This is a genomic window from Ruegeria sp. HKCCA4008 (genome assembly GCF_013033125.1).
Lineage (GTDB): Bacteria > Pseudomonadota > Alphaproteobacteria > Rhodobacterales > Rhodobacteraceae > Ruegeria.
Window position 1 is genome coordinate 398,257 of the sequence record NZ_WQDM01000003.1, and the last position, 16,015, is coordinate 414,271.

Below are 16,015 nucleotides of genomic sequence, written 5' to 3' on the forward strand. Positions count from 1 at the left end.
GCCCTCATTGACGCAGCCTAAAGCATTGAAAATTTTATGATTTTCAGAAGTCACAGGGCGTGTCATTAGTTTCGAAGGCCACCGTTGTGCCGCCAAAGCCCAGAATCCGCATATTCAACCAAATGGTTGACCAATCCCGGCGGCTATGGTTGAGCGGACTCATGTCCAACGATCTCGACACCGTCTTTGCAGCCCTCGCCGACCCCACCCGCCGCGCCATTCTGGCGATGCTGCTGGAGGATGACATGGCGGTGACGGATGTGGCCGAACCGTTCGAGATGTCGTTGGCGGCGATCTCCAAACACCTGGTCATACTGACCAAGGCCGGTCTGATCAGTCAGGAAAAACGCGGGCGGGTAAAATGGTGCAAGCTGGAACCCGACGCCTTGCGCGCCGCTTCGGTCTGGATGCAGGGATTCGGACAATTCGAGCCCGTCAATCTGGACGCGTTCGAACGGTTTCTGGAAACTGAACTGCCAAAGTCGGGCGAGGCCTAGCGCACCACAAAGACTGACATGCTGGCGTGTTTCGCCAGATAACCGGCGTGGCTGGAAAAAATATAGTCGGTGATCCGGGGCGCGTGGGTGCCGACAATGACCAGATCTGCGCCGATCTCCTCGGCCGCGCGGGTCAGATCGCTGTCCACCTCAGCGGCAACGTCGACCGAGTGGATTTTGCGCATCGAAACGTCTGATCCACTTTCTGCGGCCAACTGTTCGGTGAACCCCGCCAATTCCTTGTCGATCTCGGCCTCGGTTTCCGAGGATTCACCCATATGGGCCCCGGTGACGCTGACCAGAGTGATTTTGGCGCCCTGCCACTTTGCAATCTGCCCGGCAACATCGGCTGCTTTGCGAACTTCGGGCGGTAGATGCCGGTCAACCGGCAACATGATATGTTTGAACATGATCTCCTCCATTTGCCTGCCAAAGAGGTTATGGAAGGGCCCACAGGGGTGCCTTGATCTGGCTCAACAAATTCCACCGCTGGAATACATCTTGGATCTGCCGGGTTTTTCCAGCGAAGATGTGGCTTATTCCATGGCGCGGCGCACTGGCACCGAGGGCGGAACTTCCTCTTTCAACAACATCAGCAGGGCGATGATTGTCAGCGCCACACCACCCAGGATCAAACCGGTTGGCACGCCTTTGCCCAGCGCAATCTCCCACAGAATGACCCAGCTGGGAACCAGGTAGGTATAGGCCATGACCTTGGCCGACGGCAGCCGCAAGGAAGAAAACTGCACCAGCACGAAGCTGGCTGCCGTTGCAAAGAACGAAATATAGAACAGACCGATCCAGACAATAGCCGGAAGCCCGGCCCAATCGGTTGCCATCAGGTCTGACCAGCCGAACACGACCAACAACAGACACCCGGCGACCAGCGTACCGAAGGTGAATACCACGGCGGGTTCTCCTCGGTTCAGCTTGCGTATCATGGGCGTATAGATCGCATGGGCGACGCAGCCCCAGAAATAGATGATTTCGCCGCCACCGATTTCAAAGGCGCGGAACATTTGCCAATCGGCCCGGAAAATCACCCAAAGCGCCCCCACAGCGCCAATGGTCAGGGCCAGCGCCATGCGCGGCGTCGTGATTTGGCGCAACAAGACCCACCCCGCCATGGCAGAGACAACTGGTGTCAGGGTGAACACCGCTGCCGCACTGACAGGTGGGGCGGTTTGCAACCCATAGAACATCAGGACGAAATAGGTGGCGAACAAAGCCCCGAGCACCAGATAGCGCCAAGGGGCCTGCGCGGCGCTGCGCGGCAGGCCGGTTGTCGCCAGTGCGGCCAAACCAATCACGGCAGCCGCAATCGCAAAGCGAACCGCATTCAGGGCGGCTGGCGCGATTTCGTTGGCGATCATGGACCCCAGCGAAAAGCTGCCTGCCACAAGGGCTGAAAAGGCAAGCATGGCCAGATGGCCACGCATCTGCGGGCTCATGGCTGCCAGCCTTTGGCTTCTTCTTTCAGAAAGCTCAGAAAGGCCTGTACCTTGGTGGTGCGGTGCAAGTCCACGTGGGTCACCAGCCACAGATTGCCGAACCATTCCGGCAGCGGATCAATCACCTCGACCAGATTGTCGTGGCGGGCAGCCTCCCAACGGGCCATGAAGCCGATGCCGGCACCGGCCAGAACCGCCTCGCGCATGCAGAAGTTGTTGGTACAGCGGAAGGTGATGCGATCGGCGGGTACCGTCGCGCGCAGCCAGCGTGTGAACGGCGCGCGGCTGGTTTCATCATCGGAACTGACGAAGTGATGGCGTGCAAAATCTTCGATTCCGGATGGCTTGCCGAACCGTTCGATGTACGAGGCGCTGGCATAAAGACCAACTTCCTCTTGTCGGAAAGGCTGGACGACATTGTCGGGTTGATCGGGGGCCGATCCGGCGCGGATCGCCACATGCGCCTCACCGTATTCCAAACGGAACAGCCGATCGCCTGTCAGGTATCGCACGATCAGGTCCGGATGCATTTTTTGAAACGCGGTGAGCGTCGGCACCACCAACGGGGCAAGCGACCCCAGGGATGTCACGACCAATTCACCCGAGACATCGTCTCCACGTCCCTTCATCCGGCCCACAAGCTGGTTGAACTGATCTTCGGTCGCCTGTGCCACGCGCAACAGATCGTCGCCTGCTTCGGTCGGCGTATACCCACGGGCATGGCGCTGGAATAGTTTGACACCCAATCGCGCCTCGATCGCATCTATGTGGCGGATCACGGTGGCGTGGTGAACACCCAGAACCTCTGCTGCGCCGCTGACCGTCCCCATGCGTGCCACCTGATAGGCGGTTCTCACTTCATCCCAGTTATCCATGGCAATGTCGTCACTGTGCAATTTCCAACAATAACTGTTGATGTATCCGAGTTTTGTTCACCAACGCAATAATCATATTGGGCGCAGGACAAGATTCCCCTGACCGAAAGGACCAAAACAATGACCAAAACGATCCTTCACATCGACTCATCCGCCCGCCGCGTGAACTCGACCACGCGCGATCTGTCTGACCGTGTGGTCAAGCAACTGGGCGCAGACCGTATCATCCGCCGCGATCTGGCCACCCCCCTGCCCCTGCTGACAGAAGACTGGATCGCCGCCAATTTCACCCCCGCCGACCAGCGCGACGATCTACAGCGCGACCGGCTGGCCCTGTCGGACGAACTGGTCTCCGAACTGCAAGAGGCCGACACCATCGTCATCGGCCTGCCGATCTACAACTTTTCAGTGCCTGCCGCATTCAAGGCCTGGGTCGACCTCGTGGCGCGCGCGGGCCTGACCTTTTCCTACACGGAAAACGGACCCAAAGGTCTGCTGGAAGGGAAACGTGCCATTCTGGCCATCGCATCGGGCGGTGTTCCTGTCGGATCCGAAGCTGATTTCGCCACCAATTACGCGCGCCACGTTCTGGGTTTCATCGGCATTCATGACGTTGACGTCATCGCCGCGGATCAGATGGCCGTGAACCCGGATGCGGCGCTGGAAAGTGCCCACAAGGCGGTCGCGGAGCTTGCTGCCTGATCGCCTCTGGCCAACGAGCGTGGAAACGTCCAGTCTGCATGCGAGCAAACAGGCAGACTGGATGGGCCACATGAAGAAAATCGGCATTCTGGGCGGTGTGGGCTGGGCCTCGACCGTCGATTATTACCGGGCGATTGCCGAAGGGGCCGGGCGTTATCACGCGGAACGCGGCCATGGTTCGCCTTTGCCGATCCCACCAATGACCATCGAATCCGTTACGCAGGCCAGAACGCGCGCCCTGCGCGGTGTCGCCGGTGATGAGGCAAGCTGGGCGGATTTTGACGCGGTGTTCCGCGACGCCCTGCTGACTCTCGAACGCGCCGGGTGCGATTTTGGCATTATCGCGTCCAACACCCCCCATGCGCGGCTTCACGCGATACGGCAGGGTGTCTCGATGCCGATCCTCAGCATCTTTGACGCAACCGCCGAGGCGACGGCAGGTTCCGGCGCATCACGGGCTCTGGTCCTGGGAACAACCGTGACGATGCAGGCCACCAACTATGCGAACCGACTGGCCGCCGAAGGCATTACCGCGAATGAACGGTTGCCCGAACCCGAGATTTCCCAGATGCAGGCCATGATCGACAGCGATTTCTACGGTGGTGCGTCTGACGCGGCCCGCGCCCGTCTGCTGGCGTTTTGCGACAAGCACGCCTGCCCCGGAACCGCCATCCTGCTGGCCTGTACCGAGCTTCCACTGGCTTTCCCCAACCACCTGGACGATCCGGTGTTCGAAGCTGACGGGCATCTGTTCGTCAACCCGTCAGCCGCGCATGTTGCCGCCGCATTGAAAGAAGCGCTGACGTAATCAGGGCAACCACGTGACCGCGCAGCCGGTGCGATCGAAAAAGGCCATCATGTCGGCCCGCGTCAGGGCTACGGTGCGGTCGTTGACAAGGGGGTGCATGTAAATCACCTCGGCCTGCTGTGCCGCCGCATCCATGAAGAACCTGACATCATTCTGAACACCGTTGATCATCGCCAGCGGGCTGACCGCGCCGGGGCGTATGCCGAGATTCTGAAACAGCCGGTCCGCCGAGCCGAAGGACAGGTTGCCTATGCCCAACTCGGCCCCCAAAGCCTTGAGATCAATCTCGCGACTTTGTTCCAAGGTCACCAGATAATTGCGCTTTTTCTTGTCGCGCAGATACAGGTTCTTGACCCTCAGCGCGTTCTCTCCGGGTGTCATGAACTGGTCTTCGACCGCCTTTGCATCCTCGACCGTACGCAATGGCACATGGGTATGAAGGCGATAAGTCAGCCCCCAATCTTCCATCTGCGCAAGCAATGCGTCCGAACTCAGCGGCAAAGTGTCCTGATAGGTGGATGAAGCGTCCATGAAGCCCTCGCTTTTTTGGGATTGCTCATCGCGCAACAAAACTTGGAATTCAAGCGCGAGACATACAATTGCGCGGGTGATACCCGCCCGAATGAAGATCGCGCGCATCACAGGCGCAGTCTGTGTCTGGCATGCCGAACCTGGCCTTGACCCCGCCAACCACACTGCCCGAGATCAAGGACGGCGCTGCCCTGGCCCTGCGCGTTTCAGCCTGATTTCACGCAAGACGGTGATGAAACAAACTGGAACAGGGTGTTGGAACGGTGCTAGCGTACCGCCATGAAAGTGACCCGAAACACCCCGAACCAACTGATCATCGCCAATACGCCCTGGTTCATCGGTATCACGCTGGTCATTTTCATTCTGGCCTTTGTCGGCCCCGGTATTTTTCTGATGAGCACGGGCGGCGAAGGCATCTGGTTCGGCCTGATCTTCGCCCTCGGCGGAGGCGGTCTTGGGTTTGGTGCGTTTTGCGCTTTCGTAAGACGGGTTCAGATCATTCTGGATCGGCACAAAGACAGTATCCTGATCCGCCGCCAATCGGTTTTTGGGTATGAAGCGGTCGAACACAAACTGTCCAACCTGTCCCACGCAGAAATCGAAAGCACGACATCCCGTGGCAAAAACGGCACCTCGACGCTGTATCGCCCGGTCCTTGTTCTTGAGAAAGGCATGAGCGCGGGTCGCCATCCCATTGTCGAAGCGTTTTCCAGCGGCTCCGGCTCTCACCGGTTGGCCGAGGCGGTGAATGACTGGCTTCCATCTAAGACCGGCCAAAACCGTCGTGAAGTCGGGACGAATTAAGAGGCCAGGCCGCGTTCCAGCCACAAGCGTTCTTCGGCTGAGACCAGCCGGGACATGCAGGCGTCATATCGCGCCATGTCCTGCTCGGTCAGCTTGCCTTCCCACTTGTTGCTTGTGCCCGAAGAGAAGAACTGCGCAAAGTCGTGAAACCCACTGGTGAATCCGGGGGTTTGCTCCAGACGTATGGCATTGTTTTTCATCGATCCGAAACTGCCGGCCTCGGCGATGTCCTTGACCAGGTCCGGGTCAATTTCGATGTCCATGATCCGTGCAAGCCGCGCGACCTGTCCCGGAAGATCCCGGCTGAGCTCGGCATAGTGCAGAAAATGGATGTTGGGCAGGTCGCGATACATCCAAAAGGAATGGAAGTGATGAATGATCGATCTGAGGGTCAGGTCATCTGTGCCCTTGGATGACGCGGGCCGGTTCAAAAACATGTCGAAAGCTTCCGACAGATCGTTCGGGAACAGGTAATCAAGCCAGTTATGCTTCATATTCTCGACATGGCGGCGCATCGAAAAATGAACGTCAACCGGATGACGGTGAACAACCAGATATTGCGCATTTGGCGAGAATGCGATTCCATCAAGCGGGGTATGTGTTTTGATACAGCGCCGATGGCTTTGCGCGCTCAGTTCATCCGCCTGCGCGACCCGATCGCGAAAACTGCAATCAAGCCACGGTGAGACCCTGTTGTCGTACACGCCGGGGTCGGCCGTTTCGGTGATGAGCATGCGCACCAGTGTTTGCGTCCAAGTGGTGCCGCATTTGGGCGGTGTGCACACAAAGACGTCGCTGGGCCGGATCTCGAATCCGGACCATATATCGGTGTTGGTGACCTCGCCGACATAGTCGGTCGTCTTTCGCGGCAGACCATTCTTCATCGCCCCCTCCCTCAGCTTCAATCACGCAGAATTGCCCGCATTGTGACACTCACATAGCTTATCTTGACTCACACGGCCCAGAGGCGTAGATGACGCCCCAACATCCGGAAGCCTTTCGATCTTCCGGTCCCTTGAGTCGTTCAGGGATCGCCCCCCACCAGCGAGTTTCGCCCGTGGGGGCGTTTGTGCATTGACCCGTCTGCCCTTATCTAAGGGGCGCCAAATCAGAACCGGCTAAGGAGGCCGCAGGCATGTTTGAAAATCTATCCGAACGCCTCTCTGGCGTCTTCGACCGGTTGACCAAACAGGGTGCCCTGTCTGAAGAAGACGTCAAAACCGCCCTGCGTGAGGTCCGCGTTGCCCTGCTTGAGGCCGACGTCTCGCTGCCGGTTGCAAGGGAATTCGTCAAGAAAGTTCAAAGCCAGGCCACCGGTCAGGCAGTCACCAAGTCGATCACCCCCGGCCAGCAGGTCGTCAAGATCGTGCATGACGCTTTGGTTGACACCCTGCGTGGCGAGGAAGACCCCGGTGCGCTGAAGATCGACAACCCGCCCGCGCCGATCCTGATGGTCGGCTTGCAGGGTTCGGGTAAGACGACGACCACCGGCAAGCTGGCGAAACGTCTGAAAGAGAAAGAGGGCAAGAAGGTCCTGATGGCCTCGCTGGACGTCTACCGTCCGGCGGCGATGGATCAGCTTGCGGTTCTGGGCACCCAGATCGGGGTGGACACCCTGCCGATCGTTCCCGGCCAGAAACCTGTCGATATTGCCAAGCGCGCCAAACAGCAGGCGACGCTGGGTGGTTACGACGTGTACATGCTCGACACCGCGGGTCGTCTGCACATCGACGAAGTCCTGATGGATGAGGTCGAACAGGTCCGCAACGCCGTTGACCCGCGCGAGACGCTGCTGGTGGTCGACGGCCTGACCGGGCAGGTCGCCGTCGAGGTGGCTGAAGAGTTCGACGCCAAGGTCGGTATCTCGGGCGTGGTCCTGACACGGATGGACGGCGACGGGCGCGGCGGTGCGGCCCTGTCGATGCGCGCCGTGACCGGCAAGCCGATCCGCTTTGTCGGTCTGGGCGAGAAGATGGACGCGCTCGAAACATTCGAGCCGGACCGGATCGCCGGTCGAATTCTGGGCATGGGTGACATCGTTGCCCTGGTCGAAAAGGCCCAGGAAACGATGGAGATGGAACAGACCGAGCGCATGATGAAGCGCATGGTCAAGGGTCAGTTCAACATGAACGACCTGAAGATGCAGCTGGAACAGATGATCCAGATGGGCGGCATGCAGGGCATGATGGGCATGATGCCGGGCATGGGCAAGATGGCCAAGCAGATGGATCAGGCAGGACTGGACGACAGGATCCTTCGCCAGCAGATCGCCATGATCCAGTCGATGACCAAGCGCGAACGCGCCAACCCGCAGATCCTTCAGGCCGGCCGCAAGAAACGCATCGCGGCGGGGTCCGGGATGGAGGTCAGCGACCTCAACAAGCTGCTCAAGATGCACCGGCAAATGTCGGACATGATGAAGAAGATGGGCAAGATGGGCAAAGGCAAGATGTTGAAACAGGCCATGAAAGGCATGTTCGGCAAAGGCGGCCCCAGCCCCGAGGAGATGGCCGCAGGCATGGATCCCAAGGCGCTGGAACAGGCGGCCAAGGCCATGGGCGGCAAAATGCCCGGTCTGGGTGGCGGGATGGGTCTGCCACCGGGCCTGAGCGGGTTCGGAAAGAAAAAGTGACCCCCGCACGCTGTACCCAGCCCCCGTCCGGAAAGGCGGCGATGGCAGCAGCGCAATATCGCGCAGCCCTGCCGGTCATTCAGACCCGGCGGCTGGTACTGCGCGTGCCCACTCTGGAAGACCTGCCGGTGTGGACGTCGATCTGCGAGGACAGCTTTGGCGACGCCCCGCAAGCCGCGTGGACCGAGTTTTCCTATTATACCGCGGGCTGGCTTCTGCATGGTCACGGCCTGTTCACGGTCACGCACAAGGGTGATGATCGGGCAATTGGCTTCGTCGTTCTGGGCTTGGAATGGGACGATCACGAACCGGAACTTGGCTATATGTTCGGCGCTGAACACCGGATGCAGGGCTATGCCACCGAAGCTTGCGCCGCCGTGCGTGATTTCGGATTTGACCTGCTGGGATCGGGGCAGTTCGTAAGCTATGTTTCGCAATCCAACACCCGTTCGAACGCGCTTGCCCAACGACTGGGCGCAGCGCGTGATGCCGATGCAGAAAGCGCCTTTGGGCCAACCCAGCATGTCTGGCGCTACCGCGAGGTGCAGGCATGACATTCGCGATGCCGATCCCGACGCTGGAAACCGAACGCCTGATCCTGCGCGCGCCGTCCGAGGCCGATATCGATGCGGACACCGCCTTCTTTGCAAGCGATGCGGCCAAGTTCGTCGGCGGCCCTCTGCGCAGGGACGAGGTTTGGCGGGTGGTCGCCTCGCTGCTGGGGCACTGGGCCTTGCGCGGCTATGGGTATTGGAGCGTCGATGAAAAAGACACTGGCACCTATGTCGGGCGGATCGGGCTTTGGTTTCCCGAAGGCTGGCCGGAACCCGAAGTTGGCTGGACCCTGTTGAACCACGCCACCGGCAAGGGCTATGCGACCGAGGCCGCGCTGACTGCACGCGCCTACGCCTATGATATATTGGGCTGGGAAACCGCGATCTCACTGATCGACCTGGACAATCACGCCAGCAAGGCCGTGGCCAAGCGTCTGGGCGCGCAGTTCGAGTATCACTATGACCACCCCAAGTTCGGAAAATCCGAAATCTGGCGGCACCCGGCGCCCTCGGATCTGGTGAATGGCGGAATGGAGGCATACGCATGACCTCTTTCACCATTCCCACAATTGAAACCGAACGCCTGATCCTGCGCGCGCCGCATCTGGATGACCTGCCCGCGATGACCGCATTCTTCGCGACCCAGCGCAGCCATATGGTGGGCGGCCCCAGGGATGCGCGCGAATGCTGGAGCTCATTGTCGAACCGGCTGGGTCATTGGGCGTTGCGGGGTTATGGCCTGTGGCACCTGACCGAAAAGGCCGGCGGCACATTCGTCGGCTGGGCAGGCATGATCTACGTACCCGGCTGGGCCGAACCGGAACTGGGTTGGAGCCTGATGGAAGAAGCCGAAGGCAAGGGGCTGGCCTTTGAAGCCGCATCGGCTGCGCGTGACCATGCCGCCCGTCATCAGGGCCTGAACGGCGTGATTTCCTACATCGCTCATGCAAATGATCGTTCGCGCGCTTTGGCTGAACGGCTTGGTGCAACGCTGGAGCTTGAGAATGCCGAACTTCTGGGCAAGCACGCTCAGATCTGGCGCCATCCGCAGATTGACTTGACCACCGAAAGGACCGGCCAATGACCAACCCCGTGACACAGGCTGCCACGCTGTTGAAAGAGCATCGCGAAAGCATCGACAGGCTGGACGCGATCCTTGTCTACACGCTGGGCGAGCGGTTCAAGCACACGCAGGCCGTTGGCAAGCTCAAGGCCGAACACGACCTTCCCCCGTCCGATCCTTCGCGCGAAGCTGCGCAGATCGCACGGTTAGAAGACCTGGCGAATGAGGCCGACCTGGATCCCGATTTCGCCAAGGCTTTCCTGAATTTCATCATTCAGGAAGTCATCCGTCACCACAAGAAACACCAGAATTGACTGGGAAATCCCAGTAACGCCATTCAAAGGAGATACCACCATGGCAATGAAAATTCGTCTCGCCCGCGGCGGCTCGAAAAAACGTCCTTTCTATCGCATCGTTGCGGCTGACAGCCGTATGCCGCGCGATGGCCGTTTCATCGAGAAACTGGGCACCTACAACCCGCTGCTGCCGAAAGACAGCGAAGAGCGCGTGAAAATGAACATGGAGCGCATCCAGTACTGGCTGGGTCAGGGCGCACAGCCCACCGACCGTATCGCTCGTATGCTGGAAGCGGCCGGTGCCAAAGAGAAGACCGAGCGCAACAACCCCAACAAGGGAACTCCGGGCAAGAAAGCCCAGGAGCGCGCCGAAGAGAAAGCCGCCAAGGCCGCTGAAGCAGCCGAAGCAGCTGCTGCTCCGGCAGAAGAAGCCGCAGCAGAAGAATAAGCAGGCGCACGCGTGCGGGATCACCCCTTTACAGACGATTTTCGCACGCAGTTCGACCTGTTGTTGCGGCTCCGGCGGGATGTGCGCCGGTTCCGCACCGATGCGATTGACGAGGCAGTGCTAGCGCGCTGCCTCGACGCATTTCGACTGGCCCCTTCGGTGGGGCTCAGCGAACCCTGGCGCGTGATCCGCGTCGAAAGCGAAGCGGCAAGGGCCGCAGCGCTGAAGAATTTTCGCACCGCCAACGACCACGCTTTGGCGGGCTACTCGGGGGACAAGGCGCAGCTATACAGCAGGCTGAAGCTTTCCGGGATGCAGGAAGCGCCCGTGCAACTGGCCGTCTTTTGCGACGACAGCACCGAAAAAGGGCTGGGGCTGGGCGCCGGCACGATGCCCGAGATGCGGCGCTACTCTGTCGTGTCAGCGATCACTTTGTTCTGGCTTGCACTTCGGGTCGAAGGGCTGGGGCTGGGCTGGGTTTCCATTCTGGATCCCGACCAGATGAAGCGCGATCTGAATGTTCCTGAAACCTGGCGCCTGATCGGCTATTTCTGTGTCGGCCGGCCGGAACAGATGTCGGATACACCTGAACTGGAACAGGTCGGCTGGGAAACCCGGGCGCAGGGCCTGACGATCGAAACACGGTAAGGCCTCATGTTCGGATTGATACGACTTCCCATTCTGCTGTTGATCGCCTTTATTGTGGGCGTGTTCTTCGAACGCAACAACCAGCGCGAAGCCTGCAACGGGCTTGGCGAATGGAGAAACGGGATATGTTTGACGACTGGGGCAGCCAATGAGTGATCTGATCTGCGTCGGCAGCATCGCGGGGGCTTACGGTGTGCGAGGCGAGGTGAGGCTGAAAAGCTTTTGCGCCGTTCCCGAAGATATCGAGACCTATTCGCCGCTGACCGATGAAGCGGGCAACGAGCGTTATCCTGTGGTATTGACGCGCACCATCAAGAACGGATTCGCGGCCCGTCTTGGTGGCGTTGAAACCAAGGAACAGGCGGATGCCCTGAATGGTTTGCGCCTTTATGCAAGGCGCGATCAGCTGCCTTCGCTGCCCGATGATGAGTTCTACCACAACGATCTGATCGGGCTGGATGTCTATGACACCGGAGGCACCCTGCTGGGCAAGGTCAAATCGGTGCAGAACCACGGGGCCGCGGACTTGTTGGAATTGCACGGGCCGGGATTGAAAAACACTGTTTTGCTACCCTTCACGATGCAAGTTGTACCCACGGTAGATCTGGAACAAGGCCGTATCGTGGCCGACCCGCCCGAAGGCCTGATATAATGCGTCGGGTCCTGCTGCATCTGGGCCTGCACAAGACAGGCATGACCGCAGCACAGTCCTTCCTCCATGAAAACCGGAAACTGATCTGGCCACGCTTCGCGTTGGTTCTGCCCTACAAGACGCGCAACAGCGGCTTGAGCGAGAGCGCCACGCGTCACTCGCTTTACCGGCTGGATTCCACATTGGCGGGTTTTGGAAGCCACCTGCACGCGTTTCTGGACGATCTGGATTTCGGCGCACGCCGGGGGTTGATCCTGAGCGAAGAGAATTTCGCAGGCTTGCGCCCCAGCAGAAACAAGCGTGAAGGTTACGGTGCCGCACCGGAACTGGCGGAAACTCTGGTCAGCGTCGTGCGGCGTCGGTTTCTGGGTCATGAAACCGACATCACGATCTACATATCCTTGCGCGCCCGCGATCAATGGCTGCGGAGCCTGTGGGCACACGACTTGCAGAAATCACGCATGGTGCAGGACTTGGACGCCTTTTCCTCCGACCTCGCCCATTTGCCATCGCTTCAGGAAACCGCTGATGCCGTCCGGAAGCGGTTGCCATCCGTCACGGTCATAACGGAGTGGATGGAGGCGTTGCAGAACCACCGCCTTGGTGCAGGTGCGCCCTTGGCCGAATTTCTGAACCTGCCACCCGAGCTTTCGTCACAACTTGTCGGGCCTGCACATGGCACGCCAACATTTTCAGACGATGTGCTACAGGAAATCCTGGCGCTGAACCGATCCTCGCTGGACGACGCCGCCATGATCACCCAGAAGAAAGCACTGATTCAATCCGCACAGAACGAACTGGCCCGCCAGACATGACAGAGAAACCCAGCAGATCCCATGGCCGCAAGGCGATCCGTCCTTCCCTGAAACCACGCGAGCTGATGACTCCGAGCCCTGATCTGCACGGGGTCTGGAAAGCCAAGATCATCACTTTGTTCCCGTCCGCCTTCCCCGGTGTTCTTGGCGAAAGCCTGACAGGTAAGGCCTTGCAGGAAGGGCTTTGGCAACTGGAAACAGTGGATCTGCGACAGTTCGGTATAGGCAAACATCGCAACGTTGATGACACCCCGGCCGGGGGTGGCGCGGGCATGGTTCTGCGGGCCGATGTTCTGGGTGACGCGATCGAACATGCGATGGCAGGCATTCAAGGGAACTGGCCGCTGATCTACCTCAGCCCGCGCGGGCGTCGCATGGACCAGCGCATGATGCAGAATCTTGCCCGTTGTGACGGCATGACCCTTCTGTGCGGTCGTTTTGAAGGCGTGGACGAGCGCGTTTTGGAACATTATGGCGTGCAAGAGGTGTCGTTGGGTGATTTCGTCATGACCGGCGGCGAAATCGCGGCACAAGCCCTGATCGATGCCACGGTACGGCTGATTCCCGGAGTGCTTGGAAATCAGGCTTCGACCGAAGAAGAAAGTTTTGCCTCGGGTTTGCTGGAGCACCCCCAGTATACCCGCCCCGCAGATTGGAAAGGGCGCCCGATCCCCGAGATTCTGATGTCGGGCCATCATGGCCGAATCGCGGAATGGCGGCAAAAAATGGCACAAGACATCACGCGCGAACGGCGTCCTGATATCTGGGCAGAATACGGCAAAGCCAGATCAGAATCCGAAGACTAGACCCGCTCGTTGTGGCCGGGATGCCTCAGTTTCGATGTTTGTCAGAATGCCATTTGAAGTTGAACGCACCTGAACTTATTCACTTCCATGCCCCATTAGTTTTTGGGTAATAAGAAGTGAAATAGAAGGCATTATGAAAAAGTTATTGCTTGGCACGTTACTGGTTGCCTCCGCCTGTACCACCAAACCGCTTGGGATGTCGGTTCCGACGCAAGCCGGTCACAATCTGCACTCTGCGAAGGTTGCCGTTGACTCCTGCTCTCAGGAAGCTGACGAGGGCGGCAACAGCGCCGTAATCGGCGGTTATGCAACAAATATCCTGCTTTGGGGCATCATCATCGGGCCTGCGGTCACCGCGCCATTTCAGGACGAACTGCGCCAACAGGGCGAAATCGATCAGGTTGATCGCTGCCTGCGCGCACGCGGTTTCGAGCGGCGCGAACTGACCGCGGGTGAATCGTTCTGGGTGCGCAACGCCTTTGGTGATGAACGCGAACGGCGGCTGGACCACCTGGTCGGGGGCGGCACTATCGAAACCTACGGAACAGCCAAAAACTAGCGGCGCGCTTTCCAGCTGGCCCAAGTTTCTGGGGTGCCGTTGAACGTGTTGATGTCCACCCTGCCCTGAACCCCCGGCACCAGCCCGGTGCCGGTGTATTGCCAAAACCGCCAGACCGTGCGGGGATAGACCTGACGCGGATGGCCTGCGACGGATCGCAACCAGAACTCGGTTTTGGGCAAACGCCCGATATCCGTATCCGCAAAGAAATCCACCGTCGTATAGACGATGGGGCGCCGGCCATAATGCCGTTCGAGAATGTCCAGAAAGCGCTGCGCTTCGGCGCGGACGGTTCTGCCATCGGGCCGCAACGTGCAGGTCTTGGAATGCGGCGTCCACTCCATGTCAAGCACATGTGGCAGATCTGCCCCTTTCGGGACGTTCTGAATGAACCAACGCGCCTGTTCCCGGGCCGATCGGCAGAAATAATAGTAATGATAAGCCCCCCACGGCACGCCCGCCGCCTGAGCACCGCGCCTGTGGTCGTCGAATAATGGATCCGCCACATCGCCGCCTTCGGTTGCTTTCAGAAACGCAAAGCTTACGCCCGAAGCTTTGGCTGTGCGCCAGTCTATCGGTCCCTGCCAGCGCGAGACGTCAAGCCCGTGGATCGGATACAATCCGGGGTGACGGCCTTCCCACTCATGCGGATCGGCGTCCCCAAAATCAGGATAGATTACGGAGGGCGCTGTCCTGTCCACACCCGGCGTGGGTTCCACGACCTGCGGTTTCGGGCCGCCGCGCCCGCACGACATAAGCAAAGCGGCTGCAATCGTCAGCATAAGTGCAATTCGCATCATGGGGTCCTGTCTGAAATTTCTGCTCTTTCAATTTCCTTCAGAATGCCTGATCTGACCGCTGTGGCAACGGTGGGATTTCCGAAAGGCGGATTCTCACTGCTTCGCCATACGATTTGTTCTTGATCCCGGCACTCAATACCCTTAAACGACCGCAATCCGGTGCCGCATTCAGCGACTCCGGTGTTTTGGTTTGATTATCGGCTTCAAGCCCGGCTTTCTTCGGCGGGGATGTGCCAGATCAAACCGGACCAAAGGAACATTCGATCTGACCTCTGGCGGGCTGCATGCAGGACCCGGTGAAGACCAAGAGCTCTCAGGCCGTGCCCAAACTTCGTGGGCCAACCACGAGCATATAGGAGTACCTGCGATGGATCTTATCGCACAGCTTGAGGCGGAACAGATTGCCGCCCTGGGGAAAGACATCCCCGACTTCAAGGCCGGTGACACCATTCGTGTCGGCTATAAGGTGACCGAAGGGTCGCGCACCCGTGTGCAGAACTACGAAGGCGTCTGCATCGCGCGCAACAACGGCAATGGCATTGCCGGTTCGTTCACCGTTCGCAAGATTTCGTTCGGCGAAGGCGTGGAGCGTGTGTTCCCGCTGTATTCGACCAACATCGACAGCATCACCGTTGTCCGCCGTGGCCGCGTTCGTCGCGCCAAACTGTACTATCTGCGCACCCGCCGCGGTAAATCCGCGCGTATCGCAGAGGTCACGAACTACAAGCCCAAGGCTGGCGCCGAAGCGTAAGGAACGGAAAGATGAAAAAAGACATCCATCCCGATTATCACGTCATCGACGTCAAAATGACCGATGGCACCGTGGTTCAGATGAAATCCACCTGGGGCGCCGAAGGCGACCAGCTGGCTCTGGAAATCGACCCCTCCGTGCACCCTGCATGGACTGGTGGTTCGTCGCGCCTGATGGACGCCGGCGGTCGCGTGTCGAAGTTCAAAAAGAAATACGAAGGTCTGGGCTTCTAAGTCTGACTTGTTTCGATTTCGAAAGGCCGTCCTTTGGGGGCGGCCTTTTTTCTGGAAGCTTCCATGTGTCTTATGGACGCGAAACCGGAC

24 protein-coding genes are annotated in these 16,015 nt (G+C 59.3%); 18 read left to right on the forward strand and 6 right to left on the reverse strand.

What is annotated here, in order from left to right:
- Nucleotides 1-161: 161 nt before the first annotated feature.
- Nucleotides 162-497: a helix-turn-helix transcriptional regulator gene (locus tag GOW60_RS10105; RefSeq protein WP_152457045.1), complete on the forward strand. Its 336-nt coding sequence runs from the start codon at nucleotides 162-164 to the stop codon at nucleotides 495-497.
- Here GOW60_RS10105 and GOW60_RS10110 read toward each other — a convergent pair.
- The 3 genes from GOW60_RS10110 to GOW60_RS10120 all read right to left on the reverse strand — a co-directional run bounded on the left by GOW60_RS10110 (nucleotide 494) and on the right by GOW60_RS10120 (nucleotide 2,823).
- Nucleotides 494-907, reverse strand: coding sequence for a universal stress protein (locus GOW60_RS10110; RefSeq protein ID WP_152457044.1), 414 nt, complete (start codon nucleotides 905-907; stop codon nucleotides 494-496). The two genes, GOW60_RS10105 and GOW60_RS10110, sit on opposite strands and share 4 nt — an antisense overlap.
- Nucleotides 908-1,033: 126 nt before the next feature.
- The gene (locus GOW60_RS10115) at nucleotides 1,034-1,948 is read right to left on the reverse strand and encodes a DMT family transporter (protein ID WP_152457043.1); all 915 of its coding nucleotides are present in this window, start codon (nucleotides 1,946-1,948) and stop codon (nucleotides 1,034-1,036) included.
- Complete coding sequence (locus GOW60_RS10120; protein WP_152457042.1) at nucleotides 1,945-2,823, reverse strand: LysR family transcriptional regulator; 879 nt, start codon at nucleotides 2,821-2,823, stop codon at nucleotides 1,945-1,947. The genes GOW60_RS10115 and GOW60_RS10120 overlap by 4 nt, the downstream gene beginning before the upstream one ends.
- A 120-nt stretch (nucleotides 2,824-2,943) precedes the next feature.
- Between GOW60_RS10120 and GOW60_RS10125 the strand changes: the two genes are divergently transcribed.
- Nucleotides 2,944-3,525 (forward strand): FMN-dependent NADH-azoreductase, encoded by a 582-nt coding sequence (locus GOW60_RS10125; protein WP_171229153.1) that lies wholly within the window; start codon nucleotides 2,944-2,946, stop codon nucleotides 3,523-3,525.
- 70 nt (nucleotides 3,526-3,595) lie between these two features.
- Nucleotides 3,596-4,333 (forward strand): aspartate/glutamate racemase family protein, encoded by a 738-nt coding sequence (locus GOW60_RS10130; RefSeq protein ID WP_171229154.1) that lies wholly within the window; start codon nucleotides 3,596-3,598, stop codon nucleotides 4,331-4,333.
- Here GOW60_RS10130 and GOW60_RS10135 read toward each other — a convergent pair whose 3' ends face one another.
- Nucleotides 4,334-4,864, reverse strand: a complete 531-nt coding sequence (locus GOW60_RS10135; protein ID WP_171229155.1) for a prolyl-tRNA synthetase associated domain-containing protein — start codon at nucleotides 4,862-4,864, stop codon at nucleotides 4,334-4,336. It lies immediately after the preceding gene.
- 279 nt (nucleotides 4,865-5,143) lie between these two features.
- Between GOW60_RS10135 and GOW60_RS10140 the strand changes: the two genes are divergently transcribed.
- Entirely contained in the window at nucleotides 5,144-5,668 is a 525-nt protein-coding gene (locus tag GOW60_RS10140; protein ID WP_171229156.1) for a hypothetical protein, read from the forward strand.
- Here GOW60_RS10140 and GOW60_RS10145 read toward each other — a convergent pair.
- Nucleotides 5,665-6,552, reverse strand: coding sequence for a sulfotransferase domain-containing protein (locus GOW60_RS10145; protein ID WP_171229157.1), 888 nt, complete (start codon nucleotides 6,550-6,552; stop codon nucleotides 5,665-5,667). The two genes, GOW60_RS10140 and GOW60_RS10145, sit on opposite strands and share 4 nt — an antisense overlap.
- Nucleotides 6,553-6,803: 251 nt before the next feature.
- On the opposite strand from GOW60_RS10145, the gene ffh reads away from it, so the two are divergent.
- The 12 genes from ffh to GOW60_RS10205 all read left to right on the forward strand — a co-directional run bounded on the left by ffh (nucleotide 6,804) and on the right by GOW60_RS10205 (nucleotide 14,141).
- Entirely contained in the window at nucleotides 6,804-8,300 is a 1,497-nt protein-coding gene (gene ffh, locus GOW60_RS10150; protein ID WP_171229158.1) for a signal recognition particle protein, read from the forward strand.
- A complete protein-coding gene (locus GOW60_RS10155) occupies nucleotides 8,297-8,854 on the forward strand; it encodes a GNAT family N-acetyltransferase (protein WP_217355525.1) in 558 nt (185 codons plus the stop codon). Before ffh ends, GOW60_RS10155 begins: the two co-directional genes overlap by 4 nt.
- A complete protein-coding gene (locus GOW60_RS10160) occupies nucleotides 8,851-9,402 on the forward strand; it encodes a GNAT family N-acetyltransferase (protein WP_152457034.1) in 552 nt (183 codons plus the stop codon). The genes GOW60_RS10155 and GOW60_RS10160 overlap by 4 nt, the downstream gene beginning before the upstream one ends.
- Nucleotides 9,399-9,938, forward strand: a complete 540-nt coding sequence (locus GOW60_RS10165; protein ID WP_171229160.1) for a GNAT family N-acetyltransferase — start codon at nucleotides 9,399-9,401, stop codon at nucleotides 9,936-9,938. The genes GOW60_RS10160 and GOW60_RS10165 overlap by 4 nt, the downstream gene beginning before the upstream one ends.
- Complete coding sequence (locus GOW60_RS10170) at nucleotides 9,935-10,231, forward strand: chorismate mutase (protein WP_152457032.1); 297 nt, start codon at nucleotides 9,935-9,937, stop codon at nucleotides 10,229-10,231. Before GOW60_RS10165 ends, GOW60_RS10170 begins: the two co-directional genes overlap by 4 nt.
- A 40-nt stretch (nucleotides 10,232-10,271) precedes the next feature.
- Complete coding sequence (gene rpsP / locus GOW60_RS10175) at nucleotides 10,272-10,661, forward strand: 30S ribosomal protein S16 (protein ID WP_171229161.1); 390 nt, start codon at nucleotides 10,272-10,274, stop codon at nucleotides 10,659-10,661.
- A gap of 12 nt (nucleotides 10,662-10,673) precedes the next feature.
- Nucleotides 10,674-11,309 (forward strand): 5,6-dimethylbenzimidazole synthase, encoded by a 636-nt coding sequence (bluB, locus tag GOW60_RS10180; protein WP_152457031.1) that lies wholly within the window; start codon nucleotides 10,674-10,676, stop codon nucleotides 11,307-11,309.
- A gap of 6 nt (nucleotides 11,310-11,315) precedes the next feature.
- On the forward strand, nucleotides 11,316-11,465 hold the full coding sequence (locus tag GOW60_RS10185) for a hypothetical protein (RefSeq protein ID WP_162896811.1): 150 nt from the start codon (nucleotides 11,316-11,318) through the stop codon (nucleotides 11,463-11,465).
- Nucleotides 11,458-11,961, forward strand: coding sequence for a ribosome maturation factor RimM (gene rimM, locus GOW60_RS10190; RefSeq protein ID WP_171229162.1), 504 nt, complete (start codon nucleotides 11,458-11,460; stop codon nucleotides 11,959-11,961). Before GOW60_RS10185 ends, rimM begins: the two co-directional genes overlap by 8 nt.
- Complete coding sequence (locus GOW60_RS10195) at nucleotides 11,961-12,776, forward strand: hypothetical protein (protein ID WP_171229163.1); 816 nt, start codon at nucleotides 11,961-11,963, stop codon at nucleotides 12,774-12,776. Before rimM ends, GOW60_RS10195 begins: the two co-directional genes overlap by 1 nt.
- Nucleotides 12,773-13,582 carry a tRNA (guanosine(37)-N1)-methyltransferase TrmD gene (gene trmD, locus GOW60_RS10200; protein WP_171229164.1) on the forward strand — a complete coding sequence of 270 codons (810 nt, stop codon included), beginning with the start codon at nucleotides 12,773-12,775 and terminating at the stop codon, nucleotides 13,580-13,582. The genes GOW60_RS10195 and trmD overlap by 4 nt, the downstream gene beginning before the upstream one ends.
- Nucleotides 13,583-13,715: 133 nt before the next feature.
- Nucleotides 13,716-14,141 (forward strand): hypothetical protein, encoded by a 426-nt coding sequence (locus GOW60_RS10205; RefSeq protein ID WP_171229165.1) that lies wholly within the window; start codon nucleotides 13,716-13,718, stop codon nucleotides 14,139-14,141.
- On the opposite strand, the gene GOW60_RS10210 is transcribed toward GOW60_RS10205, so the two are convergent.
- On the reverse strand, nucleotides 14,138-14,938 hold the full coding sequence (locus GOW60_RS10210; RefSeq protein WP_171229166.1) for a GH25 family lysozyme: 801 nt from the start codon (nucleotides 14,936-14,938) through the stop codon (nucleotides 14,138-14,140). The two genes, GOW60_RS10205 and GOW60_RS10210, sit on opposite strands and share 4 nt — an antisense overlap.
- A gap of 370 nt (nucleotides 14,939-15,308) precedes the next feature.
- On the opposite strand from GOW60_RS10210, the gene rplS reads away from it, so the two are divergent.
- Both rplS and rpmE read left to right on the forward strand, forming a co-directional pair.
- Nucleotides 15,309-15,692 (forward strand): 50S ribosomal protein L19, encoded by a 384-nt coding sequence (gene rplS, locus GOW60_RS10215; protein ID WP_152457026.1) that lies wholly within the window; start codon nucleotides 15,309-15,311, stop codon nucleotides 15,690-15,692.
- Nucleotides 15,693-15,703: 11 nt separating this feature from the next.
- A complete protein-coding gene (rpmE, locus tag GOW60_RS10220; RefSeq protein WP_050605278.1) occupies nucleotides 15,704-15,925 on the forward strand; it encodes a 50S ribosomal protein L31 in 222 nt (73 codons plus the stop codon).
- Nucleotides 15,926-16,015: the final 90 nt, after the last annotated feature.

Bases quoted from the DNA above. Each gene is read 5' to 3' on its own strand.
- GOW60_RS10210 (WP_171229166.1), bottom strand. From the start codon at position 14,938: ATGCGAATTGCACTTATGCTGACGATTGCAGCCGCTTTGCTTATGTCG.
- rimM (WP_171229162.1), top strand. From the start codon at position 11,458: ATGAGTGATCTGATCTGCGTCGGCAGCATCGCGGGGGCTTACGGTGTG.
- GOW60_RS10130 (WP_171229154.1), top strand. From the start codon at position 3,596: ATGAAGAAAATCGGCATTCTGGGCGGTGTGGGCTGGGCCTCGACCGTC.
- GOW60_RS10120 (WP_152457042.1), bottom strand. From the start codon at position 2,823: ATGGATAACTGGGATGAAGTGAGAACCGCCTATCAGGTGGCACGCATG.
- GOW60_RS10110 (WP_152457044.1), bottom strand. From the start codon at position 907: ATGTTCAAACATATCATGTTGCCGGTTGACCGGCATCTACCGCCCGAA.
- GOW60_RS10195 (WP_171229163.1), top strand. From the start codon at position 11,961: ATGCGTCGGGTCCTGCTGCATCTGGGCCTGCACAAGACAGGCATGACC.
- GOW60_RS10185 (WP_162896811.1), top strand. From the start codon at position 11,316: ATGTTCGGATTGATACGACTTCCCATTCTGCTGTTGATCGCCTTTATT.
- rpmE (WP_050605278.1), top strand. From the start codon at position 15,704: ATGAAAAAAGACATCCATCCCGATTATCACGTCATCGACGTCAAAATG.
- GOW60_RS10140 (WP_171229156.1), top strand. From the start codon at position 5,144: ATGAAAGTGACCCGAAACACCCCGAACCAACTGATCATCGCCAATACG.
- ffh (WP_171229158.1), top strand. From the start codon at position 6,804: ATGTTTGAAAATCTATCCGAACGCCTCTCTGGCGTCTTCGACCGGTTG.
- GOW60_RS10165 (WP_171229160.1), top strand. From the start codon at position 9,399: ATGACCTCTTTCACCATTCCCACAATTGAAACCGAACGCCTGATCCTG.
- GOW60_RS10160 (WP_152457034.1), top strand. From the start codon at position 8,851: ATGACATTCGCGATGCCGATCCCGACGCTGGAAACCGAACGCCTGATC.
- GOW60_RS10125 (WP_171229153.1), top strand. From the start codon at position 2,944: ATGACCAAAACGATCCTTCACATCGACTCATCCGCCCGCCGCGTGAAC.
- trmD (WP_171229164.1), top strand. From the start codon at position 12,773: ATGACAGAGAAACCCAGCAGATCCCATGGCCGCAAGGCGATCCGTCCT.
- GOW60_RS10115 (WP_152457043.1), bottom strand. From the start codon at position 1,948: ATGAGCCCGCAGATGCGTGGCCATCTGGCCATGCTTGCCTTTTCAGCC.
- GOW60_RS10145 (WP_171229157.1), bottom strand. From the start codon at position 6,552: ATGAAGAATGGTCTGCCGCGAAAGACGACCGACTATGTCGGCGAGGTC.
- rplS (WP_152457026.1), top strand. From the start codon at position 15,309: ATGGATCTTATCGCACAGCTTGAGGCGGAACAGATTGCCGCCCTGGGG.
- GOW60_RS10105 (WP_152457045.1), top strand. From the start codon at position 162: ATGTCCAACGATCTCGACACCGTCTTTGCAGCCCTCGCCGACCCCACC.
- rpsP (WP_171229161.1), top strand. From the start codon at position 10,272: ATGGCAATGAAAATTCGTCTCGCCCGCGGCGGCTCGAAAAAACGTCCT.
- GOW60_RS10135 (WP_171229155.1), bottom strand. From the start codon at position 4,864: ATGGACGCTTCATCCACCTATCAGGACACTTTGCCGCTGAGTTCGGAC.
- GOW60_RS10205 (WP_171229165.1), top strand. From the start codon at position 13,716: ATGAAAAAGTTATTGCTTGGCACGTTACTGGTTGCCTCCGCCTGTACC.
- GOW60_RS10170 (WP_152457032.1), top strand. From the start codon at position 9,935: ATGACCAACCCCGTGACACAGGCTGCCACGCTGTTGAAAGAGCATCGC.